Raw genomic sequence first — 14,108 nt, 5'->3', positions numbered from 1 at the left:
TTCTTTTCAATGAACAATAACCCCAATTTATTGAACTGGCAAGAAAACTTGATCGCTACCAACCTTGTGGCGATCGGTTATAACGCTTGGGCAGGTTATTTAACAGCTTCTAGGGGAGTAATTACTTGTAGTACTAATTCTCCTTCTATGGGGATTACAGGAGAGACATTTAAAACTCATTTTGTTTCCCGAAATCGGTTAACACCTTTCTTGAATGCTTGGTTAGCCACTCCCGATACGGTAATTTTACAACATCACTTTATGAGTGCCCACATTCTCGAAGCAGTGGATAACTATAATCCAGCTACAGAAATTATTTTATTACTAGAATCGTTTAATCAAGTTACTTTTTTTATCTCAAAAACCTTCCCATTACTCCCCCTCAATGTTATCAGCAAATATGCAGAAAATGGGCTGAATTTCCACCTTCCTCCCATGAGAAAAACTCAGAAGTTATTTAATCTCAAATTCTATCGGGAAATTAGGTACATTCAGCTATTATCTATTTTGATATTACAATTCTCCTAAAGACTCTTTGACTTGTTGTTGATAGAAATAAACCGCAGAATCCTCAAGGCAAAAATCCCCCAAGGTGTCAGCAATGGCTTGTTTTTCTAAATTACAACCAATAATTTCTAAACCGCTAAAATGAGTTGGTCTGCCTTCTAAAGATAATGATAAATTTAAAGGATAAAATTCGGGATTATAGCCATTGTGCAAATATTCACCATAAACACATTGACCATCCATAATATTAAATATACCTTTAGCCCGAAGAATATCACCATAAGCACCTTGAGTTAATTCTTGCCAAAAAGTCTCTAAACTGGCAAAATCTACCACTTCTTGGGTTAAACCGGCTCGATGTATTTGTAAATTAGAAAAAGAGTTTAAATTATCCTTAATTATTACTTCTTGATTAACAATAATTTTATCTGCTAATCCTTGCCATTTTTGTTGATTTTCGTCTTTGCTAACTATGGCAATTTTTTGACAATTTAAAGCTGATAAAAGAGGAAGAATTGCTTTTAAATCCAGATATTCAGGAATTTCTACATAAATATCATTTTTTTGGGCTAACTTTAATAATTCGGTGGGAGATTCTAAATCAGTAATTGATAAATCAGGGAAAAAACTTTGTAAAAAAGCACCATCAATAGGAAAAGTTTGAGTTTGCGGACTAAAATAATAACTATCGTCATTATTCTCTTTTATTTGTTGTTTTATCCAATAGGTTTTTCCTACCCCAAAGTTACCCATTACTGCTGTTATCATATTCTTTTTATGAAAATTATATTTTAGAAAATTACTGATTACGAATTAATTAAACATTGTTTGAGTTTCTCTTTTAATTTATTTTCATCCAGATTTCTTCCTATCATCACTAACTGATTTTTAGGGTTATTTTGCCATTCTTCTGTATCAATATCATAGCGCTTTCCGCTTAGTTGAAAAATATGTTTTAATCCACTTTCAGCAAACCATAAAATTCCTTTTGCTCTAAATACTTGATTCATGATATTATCAGTAATAAAATTCTGAAATTTGTCCACATGAAAGGCTCGATCGAACTCTACAGAAATAGACATAAAACCATCTACTTCTAAATGATTAGAATGGTGATGATCATGGTTATGATGGTGATCATGTTCGTGATGATGATGGTTATGATCATGAGAATTAGTAACAGATTCCGAAGGATAATTAGTAGGTTTACTTATATCAATATCCAAAATTAAAGGTAAGGGTACTTTACCATATTCAGTGTGTAAAATATTAGCACCTTTTTTGATACAAAAAATATCACTTTCTAAGGCTTTTATCTTATCTTCAGTGACTAAATCAACCTTATTTAATAAAATAATATCTCCATAAATTACCTGTTTTAAAGCGGCATCACTCTCAAAATGTTCCGCCGTAAAATTTTCTGCATCAATTAAAGTTAACACCGAATCAAGACGAATTAAATCTCGTAACTCTGGACTTAAAAAAGTTAAAACTATGGGTAAAGGATCAGCTACTCCCGTAGTTTCAACAATTAAATAATCAATTTTTTTATCACTTTCTAAAACTTGAAAAACCGTATCCATTAAATCATCATTTATGGTGCAACAAATACAACCATTACTAAGACTTAACATATTATCATCAGTAGAAATTAATAACTGACTATCAATATCAATATCACCAAATTCATTAACTAAAATTGCTACTTTCAAATCTTGATTATTCGTAAGAATATGATTAAGTAAAGTGGTTTTGCCACTACCTAAAAAACCAGTAATAATAGTGACTGGTAAGCCTCTTTTTGGTAAAATTAAATTATTCATAAATATAAGAATTAAAAATTAAGAATTAAGAATTAAGAATTAAGAAAGGAAAATAGAAAACTCAGTAATTTTTTTTCCCCTTCTCTCCTCATCCCCTCATCCCCTCATCCCAATACCCTACACCATTAACTGTTAAAAGTGGGGCGATGTTGAATTAAATTCATAAATTCTTGACGAGTTTTTGCGTCATCATTAAATACCCCTCGTAATGCACTTGTCGAAGTCCAAGAACCGGGTTTTTGCACTCCTCTCATTACCATACACATATGAGTTGCTTCGATAACCACTGCTACCCCTTGAGGTTGCAATAATCCTTGTAAAGCATCGGCGATTTGAGCAGTTAAACGCTCTTGCACTTGCAATCGTCTGGCATACATTTCGCAAATACGCGCAATTTTTGATAAGCCAATAACTTTACCATTAGGAATATAGGCGACGTGCGCCCTACCTAAAATAGGTAGTATATGATGTTCACAGGAGCTAAATAAGTTAATATCTCTGACTAATACCATTTCATTGGCGTTTTCGTGAAATACTGCACCGTTTAACAATTCATCGAGGGATTGATTATAACCAGAAGTGAGAAACTTTAAGGCTTTTACTACCCTTTTAGGGGTATCTATTAATCCTTCTCGATCGGGATTTTCCCCTAAACCTAGTAACAATGTTCTAACGGCTTGAATCATATCCGCTTCGGTGACGGGGGGTTGAGATTCCGTGATGAGATTAGGTACGAAAGAATTAGCCGACTTGATGAGAGAAGATTCCGTATATGTCATATTTTTTTGATGATGAGACTAATTAAAATGATAATCGTTATCATAAATTTTGACAAGGGGTTATGTATCTCTTTTCGGTTATAAGGCTCGATCGAACTATTTCGGAAAATTAAGTATAATTTTAGGTAGAGAAAGAATCCATGTAATAAAAATATGGTAAATACAGCAGAAGAAGTTTGGCAATTATTAGGTGAATTAATAGCCGCCCAAAAAGAAACGGAGCGTGTTATCAAAGAACAATCTCAAGAAACAGAAAGACGTTTCCAAGAAACAGAGCGTATCCTTAAACAACAATCTCAAGAAACGGAGCGTATTCTTAAACAACAATCTCAAGAAACCGAACGTATCCTTAAACAACAATCTCAAGAAACCGATCGCAGAATGCAAGAAACCGATCGCAGAATGCAAGAAACCGATCGCAGAATGCAAGAAACCGATCGCAGAATTAAACAAGTAAGCCAAGAAATTGGAAAGTTAGGAAATCGTTTAGGGGAGTTTGTGGAATGGCAAGTACGTCCATCTGCTGTACGCTTGTTTCAAGAAAGAGGTATTGATGTCCATGAATTACAATCCGATGTAGCAGTAAAAAGAGAAGAAGGCGGTTTAGAAATTGATTTATTATTAGTAAATAATACTGAAGTGGTATTGGTAGAAGTAAAAAGCAAATTGACTCAAAGAGATGTGGATGAACATTTACAAAGGTTAGAAAAGTTTAAACGATTAATGCCACGATACCAAAATATGAGGGCATTGGGTGCTGTGGCAGCCATGGTAGTCACGGATGAAGTTGCTAATTATGCTTATTCTCAAGGTTTATTTGTGATGATTCCATCAGGAGAAAATATGACTATTATTAATTCTAACCAGTTTCAACCGAAAGTTTGGTAAAGGTTTGTAGTTATGGCTTTAGCCTTTATCAGCCCTCTGGATGCTTACTATAAATCAAATGGGAAGTAATAGTGCTACAAAATTTTGATAATGTTGGGTTGCACTTCGTTTAACCCAACCTACAATAAATTAATTTTGGCTTAATTGTTGGGCTACTTGTTTGGCAAAATAGGTTAAAATCAAGTCTGCACCCGCTCTTTTCATACTGGTAAGGGTTTCTAACACTACCTTATCTTCATCAATCCATCCTCTTTGACTACCTGCTTTTATCATGGCATATTCTCCACTAACGTTATAGGCAACTACGGGTAAATTAGTATAATCTCGTACCCGTCTGATAATATCTAAGTAGGCTAAAGCAGGTTTAATCATTACCATGTCTGCACCTTCTTTAATGTCTAAGGCTACTTCTTTAATCGCTTCTTTACCGTTGGCATAATCCATTTGATAGGTTTTTTTATCCCCAAACTGGGGGGCAGATTCTAAAGCATCCCGAAAAGGTCCATAATAAGCTGAGGCGTATTTTGCTGAATAGGCTAGGATTCCTGTATTTATCCATCCCTCTTTGTCTAATGCCTGTCTAATTGCCCCTATTCTACCATCCATCATATCGGAAGGGGCGACTATATCTGCTCCTGCTTCGGCGTGGGATAGTGCCATTTTTACCAAGACTTCTACGGTTTCATCATTCAATATCTCTCCATCTTTAACAATACCATCATGACCGTAAGGGGAGTAAGGATCAAGGGCAATATCTGTGATTACTGTTATTTGCGGTATTTCGGCTTTAATCGCTCTTACAGTGCGTTGTACTAATCCTTCTGGATTGTAGCTCTCTTTTCCTTTATTATCCTTCTTTTCTTGTTCTATTAAGGGAAAAAGGGCGATCGAATTGATACCCAAATCATAAATTTCTTGTACTTCTTTTAAGAATAAGTCGAGGGAATAGCGATAACAGTTAGGCATGGAGGGAATTTCTTGTTTGATGTTTTTTCCTTCCATGACGAAGATAGGATAAATCAAATCATTGACGGTTAAATGGTTCTCTTGTACCATCGATCGAAGGGATTCTGTACGTCTTAAACGTCTTGGGCGATATAATAATAAACTCATCGTTAATCAAAATAATGATAATCATTATCATAATAACAGATAAAATGAGGTTGTCTAAATTTAATTTTGCAAAAAATGAAGACTATTAAATTATAATTATGTAGTAATCATCCTATTTTTTAAAGTGTTAATTATTGATAAAATAATAAATTTATGTCTATTAAATATACTAAAAATCAACAAAAAGTGATTGAGTTATTAGAAAATTTAGATACGGAAATTACAGCCCAAAATTTATATATAAGGTTAAAAGAAAATCATCTAAAAATAGGACTAGCAACAGTATATCGGACTTTAAAATATTTTCATCTTCAAGGTATTGTACAAGAGAGAGTAACCCCTCAAGGAGAATCTTTATATAGACTCATAAATAAAGTACATTCCCATCATCTTAATTGTATTAATTGTGGACAATCAACTATTTTAATTCAAGAAAATTGTTTAATAGATCATAGTCTTAATAAAATTTTTTCTGACCATAAATTTAAACTTTATTATCATACTTTAGAATTTTTTGGTTTATGTGAAAATTGCCAAAACTGCTAACTTTTGAGATAATTTTATTCATTCATCAGAAATATAATCTTCCTGTCTGCCTGTCTTCCAAGTCAGCCCTCATCTATTTTTATATCGAATTCAGGTGGTGGAGGTTGAGTATTATTCAACCCTCAGACTTTTTCAGCAACCCCTATTTAACCTGACACCTGACACCTGAAACCTGACACCTATCCCCATCAAAAGACTTTTTCAGCACTCCCTATTTATATTGTGTAAAGGGTGCGATCGAATAACAGTTAATCAAATTTGTAAACAGGCAGGATTAGGTAAAACCTTTTAAACCTTAGTTAAGATTCGATCGAATTGGGAAAAAGACAACGATAATGCCTCCTTTCGACATCAAGTTAAAATTAGCAATACTCCCTAATTATTCAGATTAATAACTTGATTTGCCAAAAATTGTTGATTTGCCTCTCTTATTTTTGCCCCTTCATCATCGTATAAAAATGGTAAAGTCGCATAACGAAATCCTTTAGTTACGGGAGTGGCTTCATGGAGTAAAGAACAAGAAAAAACTACCGCCCCTCCCGTTGGCGCTCGATAGGTTTTTGAGCCAAATTCGGGAAATCTTAAATTGCCCCCCTCATATTCTTCGGCGTTTAAATTGATAGTCACGGCAAAACGACGATGAGCAGTGCCTTTGGTGGTATTGTCTCGGTGGGGACGGAAAAAACCCCCTGAGTTACTATCATAACAAGCAACAATATATCTTTCTATACGGGTGACTTGAAATTGAAAGGCTTTAGCGATTTCTGGGACTAATCTTCGACTTAACCGTTGTCTGATACCTGTTTTAATATCTTCTGACTCAATATTATAGTCTTTTCTTCTTTTAAAACTATGATCTTGAATGCCGATGGTTTTACCATCTTTTTCCCTCATAAAGCCCGACTCACTGCCACCATTTTCGTTGTATAAGTTGATTAATTGGCGACAAAATTGGGGCTCGAACACACGGGGTACTATTAATATGGGTGCTGATATGGGTACTTGAGCGTAATCATCTATTGAGGGTAATTGATTGATAATTTGTTCGATCGATCGATTATGACTATCAGCGTCAATAATAGGTATGTTAGCAATTACTCGTAATGAGGGATCAAGAACTAAGGTAAAAGGGGCATAACTAATTATACTATCTTGATTAGATTGTAATGCACCATAGAGATTACTAACTTTGAGATCAAAATCCCAAAAAAAGCGAATACCCGGTATCATGTCTTGAACACGATTTAATTCTAAATCTTGAGGATCAATACTAACACCAAAAAAACATAAGTGGCTATCATTAAACTTATGGCGTATTTGTTGACACAAAAAGGATAAAATTTGAAATCCGATGGGATTGGCGGCTGAACCAAAAAAAGTGAGAACAATATAGCGTCCTCCTATACTGTGAAAGTTAAACTGAGGATTAGTTGAGCTTTTGCATTGAAACCAAGGCACGGCATCGCCCACTAAAAATCTATTCATGACTATTTCAAAATACTAGACAACATTAATCTCGATCGCATCATATAGGAAAATTATTTTTTCCTTCATTTATGTCTTGCTGATGCTATTCTTCAGGATTACTAAACAATCCCTGAATCATTATATACAAAAAATGTGATTTACACTCATCAAGGTTATAATCTGATGTTCCCTGAAAATTAGTGTAAAATTTGTTGAGCTTTATTGTTTAATGCGTAAATTATCTCCTTCTATGTCATAAATAATTGAGGGAGGAATTTCCGCCGCTTTTTGACTCATTATTTCAAGAAATAATAATGAATAAATATATCCTTCAGGACAAGACAATTCTTCATAAGATAACGGTAAAGAATCTGTTAATTTAATATTGCTAAAGTTAGGAAATTTTGACACTGGTTTTTCGGTTTCACAATAATTAAATCTGATGGCATTTTGAGGAGAATTTGATTTATTTAAACCCATACTAGGGGTTGCGAATACTCCCCAATCGTTATCTTTTGCTTTATATTGCTTAGTTTTTGCAATATTTTCTGGTAAATCTGGTTTACCTCCCCAAATCATTACGACAAAATTTCTTAAATTTTTTTCTTGAGCTAAGGCTATAATTGCTATATGTCGATCGTCTAGTTTTTCTATTCTAAATATATGTCCATTTGCGAAGGGTAAATAGGGATTTTTGTCTAAAAATTCTCCATTTCTTCTAAAGTATTGATCTTGAATATCTGTCAATAACATTAAACCTTCTATGGCTTCTTTTTCTAGTATTTCTACTGATTTAATCGATTCATTCGGTTTTATATTAGGGGAAGAATCATCAATGGGAGTATTGACAATAGAATCATTAATGGGGGTATCAGGAGGAGTATCTTTGACGGGTTGAGGAGGTGATAAATTAAATTTATGAGTAAATAGAATTACGATCGAACCTAATATACTAAAAATTGTCAAATTTTGCCATGATAAATTAAGTTTATTTTTATCTAAATTATCTAAATCTTTAATAATATCTTCTACTTTTTGATACCTTGTATTCAGAGAAAAAGCAATCATTTTATTGATAATTTTTTTTAAATCTTTAGATATTTTTTGTGTTAAGTATTGTTCCCAAATCCAATGATTATTTAAGTCGATTAAATCAAAGCTCGATCGATTTGTCAATAGATGAATACAAGTTACTCCTAAACTATATAAATCACTAGCAAAAACTGTTTTACCCCTTGCTTGTTCGGGAGCAATATATTCAGCACTACCAATAACCGTAGCGGTTTTAAATTTATCCTCAGAATCTAATAATTTAGACGCTCCAAAGTCCACTAAATAAAGAATTTGATTATCAATTTTTCTGATAATATTTTCTGGTTTTATATCTCGATGAATAATATTTAGTTGATGAACTTCTTTGAGTATAGGTAAGATATTTTTGAGTAATTTAACAATTTTTTCTTGATTAAAAATACCATCTTTAAGCAACTCTTGTGCAAGGTTTTCTCCATCAATAAATTCTTGAATAATATAATAACCATTATTCTGTTTAATAAAATCAATTAATTGAGGTATTTGTTGATAAGAATTAAGCATTTTTAAGCGATTTGCTTCTTCTGCAAATAATTGCCAATTTTTTTGATTTTCATTCATGGAGGAGGGTAATAATTGTTTAATCACACAACGGGATAAATTTCTTTTACCATAATCCACCGCTAAAAAAGTTTTTCCGAATCCTCCCTTCCCAATCTCTTTGATTGCCCCATATCGATCGTTGATCAGTAAAATTGAGTTACACTTTTGACAATGGCGGTTAGTGTCTGGATTTAGGTGATTACACTGAGGATTAAGACAATAAATCATAGTGTATAGTGTATAGTTTATAGTGTATAGTATCGCTTTAGCAGACGGTAGCTATTAGAAGTGCAATAAATTACACGGTGTGCTATTGATTAACACCTTTAATTCTTAATTCTTAATTCTTAATTCTTAATTCTTAATTCTTCTTCATTCTTCTTCATTCTTAATTCTTCATTCTTAATGGTATGATAAAATGATCTATCAAAAGACCGTTAAATCACAAATCATGTCAGATTTTTTACCTATCGCCTATTTTGAAGGCAAATTTCTCCCCTTTAAAGACGCTAATATTTCGATCGCAACCCATGCGTTACATTATGGTACAGGAGCGTTTGGAGGGTTGAGAGGTACAATAAACCCTGCAAATCCCCAACAAGTGTTATTATTTCGCTTAGATCGTCATTGTCAGAGATTAAGTAATAGTGCCAAATATTTACATTACGAATTGTCAGCAGAGAAGATAGAAGAAGTAATTAGAGATTTTGTTAGTAAAAATAAACCCACTAAAGCCTTTTATATCCGTCCCTTTGTTTATACCTCCGATTTGGGTATTGCGCCAAGACTTCACAACATTGAAAAAAACTTTTTTGTCTATGGTTTAGAAATGGGGGATTATCTTTCTCCTGATGGTATTAGTTGCCGTATCAGTTCATGGTATCGTCAAGAAGATCGTAGTTTACCCTTAAGAGGTAAAATTAGTGGAGCTTATATTACTTCCGCTTTAGCTAAAACCGAAGCCGTTGATAGTGGTTTTGATGAAGCGATTTTGATGAATTCCAAAGGAAAAGTCTGTGAAGCGACGGGGATGAATATTTTTATGGTAAGAAATAATAAGTTAATTACCCCTAGTTTAGATCAAGATATTTTAGAAGGAATTACTAGGGATAGTGTCTTAACTATAGCTAAAGATTTAGGTATAGAAATTGAACAAAGAGAAATAGATAAAACAGAATTATTTATCGCTGATGAAGTGTTTTTATGTGGCACTGCGGCAAAAGTTACCCCCGTCAAAAGAGTAGAAAATTATCACCTTCCTCAACAGAAAAATATCACCTTAAAAATTAAGGAAAAATTAACTGCTATTACGGAAAATAGAGAAGCAAATTATCAAGATTGGATTACTGTTATCGATGTTTAATCTCAATAGCTAGAAAGTCTAAGTAAGATATTTGAAAACCCACGTCTGTAACTTAGCGTGGGAAGATGTCACTCTATCTGAGTTTTGATTAATTCGATCGCACGCTCAAAAGATACGGGGGGTGAAAATAAATATCCTTGTCCATAATTACATCCTAAAGAAGATAATATCTCACATTGTTCTTGATTTTCAATGCCTTCAGCTACGGCAGTCATATTTAAACCATGAGACAAATGAATTAATGTTTTACAAATAATTTTATCTTTGACATTATTTTCTAAGTCTTTTACAAAACATTGATCTATTTTTAATGTATCGAATTGAAAGTTTTTTAAATAGGCTAAATTAGCGTAACCCGTGCCAAAATCATCTATCACTAAAGGAAAGCCAAATTGACGACAATCTTGTACTAAAGTTAAGGCTTTTTCTCCCTCAAATAAACTTCTTTCTAATATCTCTAATTTGATTTGTTGGGGCTTAACAGAAGATTCATTTACTTTTTGTTTAAAAACCTGTAAAAAATCTTGATTTTGAATCTGTTTTTCGGCAATATTTATACTTAAAAATATATCTAAATTTGTCTCTTTTTTGATCAATTCGATCGAACTCAAGGCTTTATCCAATAACCATTCTCCCATAGGAATAATTAAGGAAGTTGACTCCGCTAACGGAATAAATATGCCGGGGGAAACATTCCCTCTAGTGGGAGAAAACCATCTTAATAATACCTCAAAACCGACAATTAAATTAGTGTTTAAATCCACAATAGGTTGATAATATGGAACTAATTGATTTTGTTTAAAACCATTTCTTAAATCACTTTCTAATCTGATTAATTCTATTGCCTGAAAAATCTTTTCTTGATACTCTTTTTTTGTGTTATCTAGGGATGATATATCAAATTCTGATTTCGATCGAAGTCGTCCTGTTTCCGATCTAAAATAGTTCATTACTACCATTAATAATAACTTTAAAATAGGATCAGCAGATTCAATTCTACTCTTAACTTGTTCTCCTGTAACGACAGTTAACACCACATTAGTTTTAGCATAAGCGGAAGCCGATCGAGGACTACCATCTACTAAAGCCAATTCTCCAAACATATCCCCAGGCATGAGTGTATTTAAAATAATACGTTCATTTTCGGGCGTTACCGTCGAGATTTCCACTTCTCCTTGTTCAATGATATAAGCAAAATCTCCCTTGTCTCCTTCCTGAAAAATACACTCTCCAGTTGTTAAAGTTCGATTCAGAAATTGATTTTCTATGTCATATTCTTGATTCATCATGATTATTAACAACAATAGGAGTTCTGCACTAATCGGGTAAGGTTTGAAGGTCGCCCTTCTCCCCTCCCCTAAGAACCGTGCGTGACTATTACTAATCACACGGCTCAAGCCTTACTTCAAGCCTTCAACTTGGATTTAGAATGTACCTGTTTATGACAAGCCTTGTGTAAATGTACAAGATTATCAGTGGAATCTTCACCACCATCCTTGACGGGTACAATATGATGGGTTTCTATTTGTTCTCCGTTGAATAAATTTTCTCCGCATATAGGACATTTCCAGTTTTGATTGTTGGCTACTAGGTAGTATTTGCTACCTTTTGCCCAGTAGTTTTTGCCCTGTTTAATTTTACGGTTATTCCAATATTCACGAAGTGAGGAATCATCTGGACTGGCATTACCTTTTACTTTAATGTGTCTGGTTATTGGTGTTGTTTTTATATTGTATAGGATATGAGTTACCTCTTTTCCTTTCCTGCCAGAACCATTACACATAAAGACTCCATTTCTTCCTTTGAAACTGTTAAAATAACGTTTGGAAACCCATGTTTTTGATTTATTGGGATGCCTACGAGTAGCCCAACACCAAAGGTAATGCCATACTCGATTTTCGATGTATGAGAAGGTTTCTTTACTTACTACCCCTTTGTAATAGTTAGCAAAACCTCTGAGAAGTGGATTTAATTTTTTGATGACATCTTCTTGTGTCCGAGCTTTCATATTGGATAAGGTTATTCTTATCTTTTTACAGAAGGCTAGGACTTTTTCTTTTTGAGGTTTGATTAATAGTTTGCCGTTATAATGGCGAAGGTTAAACCCTAAAAAGTCGAATCCTTCATCTATATGAACTATCCGAGTCTTCTCAGTACTGATTTCTAGTCCTCTTTCGGATAACCATTGCTTTATCTGGATAAGCACTTTTTCCAAAGATTCTTTATCTTTTGCTGTGACTACAAAATCATCTGCATATCTTATGATGCCTAGCTTTGGGTTACATTGCTTTATATACTTTTCTAACCCGTGCAATCCAATGTTTGCTAACAATGGACTTATAACACCACCTTGAGGAGTGCCTGTTTCGGTAGGGTTGTGGATACCGCTATCGATAAATCCAGCTTTTAACCATCCTTTGATAAGTTCTCTTTTAGGGTGACTTTTTATCATGTTCAGGATAGATTCATGGGCAATGTTATCAAAGAAGCCCTTAATGTCAGCGTCTAAAACCCATTTGTCATAGGTGCGATTTCCACCTGTTCTTGTGTCTCCTTTAAGACGGATGAAACATTGGTCGATGGCATCATGACAACTTCTTCCGCATCTAAAGCCGAAGGAATTTGGTTCAAATACGGCTTCCCATTCAGGTTCTAGTGAATTTTTAACTATTGCTTGTGCAACTCTATCTCTCACGGTTGGGATGCCGAGAGGACGTTTCTTGCCATTGGATTTCGGTATATATACCCGTTTTGTAGGTACTGCTTTTGGCATTTCCCATTCCTTGACAAGTTTTACTCGCTGTGCAGGGGTGTTTATCACCTCCTTGTCTATCCCTGCTGTTTGCTTTCCGTCATTGATTTGAGTAATTTGTCTAACACTTAGCAATAGGTTTGATAGGCTTCTTATTAACAGTTTCTGCAATCTTCTCAACTGCTTCCACTGACCAAGTTTTCTAGCACGGAAGATTCGGCAACGCAAATTCTTAACAACTTTATAGGCTTTTTGCCAGTTGACCTGACTCCAGTCCTCTAGTTGTCTTGTGTCTCCATTTATCAAAATTACTTTTGACATCTAACTTTTAACTCCAATTTAGAATCTTTGTTTTCGTTTCTGTCCGTATAAGACCCAGAGGAAGTCTGCTATTGCTTTCGCTCAAGGGCAAATTTTGAACCCTTATCTCGACTATTACAGTTGAGCATTCGCTTTTTCCTCCATCTTCTACCCTCCAGAGAGTTCCGTCTTTGTTACCTCAGACCTACTCATTACTGAGACTCTGTAGGGTTTACCCTGTTGTATCAATTGGTTTTAACAATATAGTTAGGGTGGATGACTTTTCTGCGGAAGGGTTTGTATTTCTACGCTAATATGAAGTTCAAACATATTAGCTACCTTCTTACCATTTTGGTTTAAGCCTGTCAGGGATAATTTGGCTTATTGCGGGATGTCGCAGTTTATTCGCCATCTTAGACTATGTTCACCCTTCTACATCTTCCCTCTAGCTCCTTACCGCTTAATCCCTAGCAGTTACGGCTACATTTGTGGTCTGCATTCCAACTATTTCGTTACCTACTCGGTTGTGACCGCACTCTTATGAGTGTTTTACATGAGGGCTGGTGGTAGAAATCACCAGAGGACACGGTGTCCCGTACCAATTGACCAGTACAGGTCGCACTGAACTACCCCGCCTCGTAGGAGAACGGGGTTTCTAACACCACGCCCTCTTTGAGTTGGGATTTCTGACGCTTCATCTGCCCAAGTTGCTTCATTGATCCCGTATGCTTACGATTCGTAGAAGTAGAGCTTAGACATCCACGTTTGGAGAGGCTAGTTCCTAACCCCTGTTGCTTATTGTTAGCAACGTTATACTTAAAGATAGCATAAGTTAGAGGAATAAATTCAGTATCAATCGAACTGTTAATGACTAAAGCATAAAAAGTTAATATCTTATACAAGAAAATACACAAAAACAAAAAGGTGTGTTAGAA

12 protein-coding genes are annotated in these 14,108 nt (G+C 34.4%); 4 read left to right on the top strand and 8 right to left on the bottom strand.

Features of this window, described 5'->3' with window-relative positions:
* Nucleotides 1–9: 9 nt before the first annotated feature.
* Nucleotides 10–528, top strand: a complete 519-nt coding sequence (locus ACN4EE_RS02775) for a hypothetical protein (protein WP_431704874.1) — start codon at nucleotides 10–12, stop codon at nucleotides 526–528.
* Here ACN4EE_RS02775 and ACN4EE_RS02770 read toward each other — a convergent pair.
* From ACN4EE_RS02770 to folE, 3 genes are all read right to left on the bottom strand, one after another.
* Complete coding sequence (locus ACN4EE_RS02770) at nucleotides 514–1,275, bottom strand: CobW C-terminal domain-containing protein (RefSeq protein ID WP_431704873.1); 762 nt, start codon at nucleotides 1,273–1,275, stop codon at nucleotides 514–516. The two genes, ACN4EE_RS02775 and ACN4EE_RS02770, sit on opposite strands and share 15 nt — an antisense overlap.
* A 38-nt stretch (nucleotides 1,276–1,313) precedes the next feature.
* Nucleotides 1,314–2,330, bottom strand: coding sequence for a CobW family GTP-binding protein (locus ACN4EE_RS02765; RefSeq protein WP_431704872.1), 1,017 nt, complete (start codon nucleotides 2,328–2,330; stop codon nucleotides 1,314–1,316).
* A gap of 125 nt (nucleotides 2,331–2,455) precedes the next feature.
* The gene (folE, locus tag ACN4EE_RS02760; RefSeq protein ID WP_431704871.1) at nucleotides 2,456–3,109 is read right to left on the bottom strand and encodes a GTP cyclohydrolase I FolE; all 654 of its coding nucleotides are present in this window, start codon (nucleotides 3,107–3,109) and stop codon (nucleotides 2,456–2,458) included.
* Between the two features lie 153 nt (nucleotides 3,110–3,262).
* Here folE and ACN4EE_RS02755 point away from each other — a divergent pair, with 153 nt between their 5' ends.
* Entirely contained in the window at nucleotides 3,263–3,997 is a 735-nt protein-coding gene (locus ACN4EE_RS02755) for a hypothetical protein (protein ID WP_431704870.1), read from the top strand.
* Nucleotides 3,998–4,126: 129 nt separating this feature from the next.
* Here ACN4EE_RS02755 and hemB read toward each other — a convergent pair whose 3' ends face one another.
* Complete coding sequence (gene hemB / locus ACN4EE_RS02750; RefSeq protein ID WP_431704869.1) at nucleotides 4,127–5,110, bottom strand: porphobilinogen synthase; 984 nt, start codon at nucleotides 5,108–5,110, stop codon at nucleotides 4,127–4,129.
* 153 nt (nucleotides 5,111–5,263) lie between these two features.
* Here hemB and ACN4EE_RS02745 point away from each other — a divergent pair, with 153 nt between their 5' ends.
* Complete coding sequence (locus ACN4EE_RS02745) at nucleotides 5,264–5,656, top strand: Fur family transcriptional regulator (RefSeq protein ID WP_431704868.1); 393 nt, start codon at nucleotides 5,264–5,266, stop codon at nucleotides 5,654–5,656.
* A gap of 375 nt (nucleotides 5,657–6,031) precedes the next feature.
* On the opposite strand, the gene ACN4EE_RS02740 is transcribed toward ACN4EE_RS02745, so the two are convergent.
* Nucleotides 6,032–7,141, bottom strand: a complete 1,110-nt coding sequence (locus tag ACN4EE_RS02740) for a 2OG-Fe(II) oxygenase (protein WP_431704867.1) — start codon at nucleotides 7,139–7,141, stop codon at nucleotides 6,032–6,034.
* A 201-nt stretch (nucleotides 7,142–7,342) separates the two neighbouring features.
* Nucleotides 7,343–8,986 (bottom strand): protein kinase domain-containing protein, encoded by a 1,644-nt coding sequence (locus ACN4EE_RS02735; protein ID WP_431704866.1) that lies wholly within the window; start codon nucleotides 8,984–8,986, stop codon nucleotides 7,343–7,345.
* Nucleotides 8,987–9,209: 223 nt separating this feature from the next.
* On the opposite strand from ACN4EE_RS02735, the gene ACN4EE_RS02730 reads away from it, so the two are divergent.
* Nucleotides 9,210–10,121, top strand: coding sequence for a branched-chain amino acid transaminase (locus ACN4EE_RS02730; RefSeq protein ID WP_431704865.1), 912 nt, complete (start codon nucleotides 9,210–9,212; stop codon nucleotides 10,119–10,121).
* A 68-nt stretch (nucleotides 10,122–10,189) separates the two neighbouring features.
* On the opposite strand, the gene ACN4EE_RS02725 is transcribed toward ACN4EE_RS02730, so the two are convergent.
* Complete coding sequence (locus ACN4EE_RS02725) at nucleotides 10,190–11,410, bottom strand: EAL domain-containing protein (RefSeq protein ID WP_431704864.1); 1,221 nt, start codon at nucleotides 11,408–11,410, stop codon at nucleotides 10,190–10,192.
* Between the two features lie 116 nt (nucleotides 11,411–11,526).
* Nucleotides 11,527–13,194 (bottom strand): group II intron reverse transcriptase/maturase, encoded by a 1,668-nt coding sequence (gene ltrA / locus ACN4EE_RS02720; protein ID WP_431704863.1) that lies wholly within the window; start codon nucleotides 13,192–13,194, stop codon nucleotides 11,527–11,529.
* Between the last annotated feature and the right edge of the window lie 914 nt (nucleotides 13,195–14,108).

The sequence above is a fragment of the Geminocystis sp. CENA526 genome (genome assembly GCF_050753365.1).
Taxonomy (GTDB): domain Bacteria; phylum Cyanobacteriota; class Cyanobacteriia; order Cyanobacteriales; family Cyanobacteriaceae; genus Geminocystis.
Note: the sequence above shows the minus strand (reverse complement) of the source record. Positions and strands in the feature narration are given on the sequence as shown.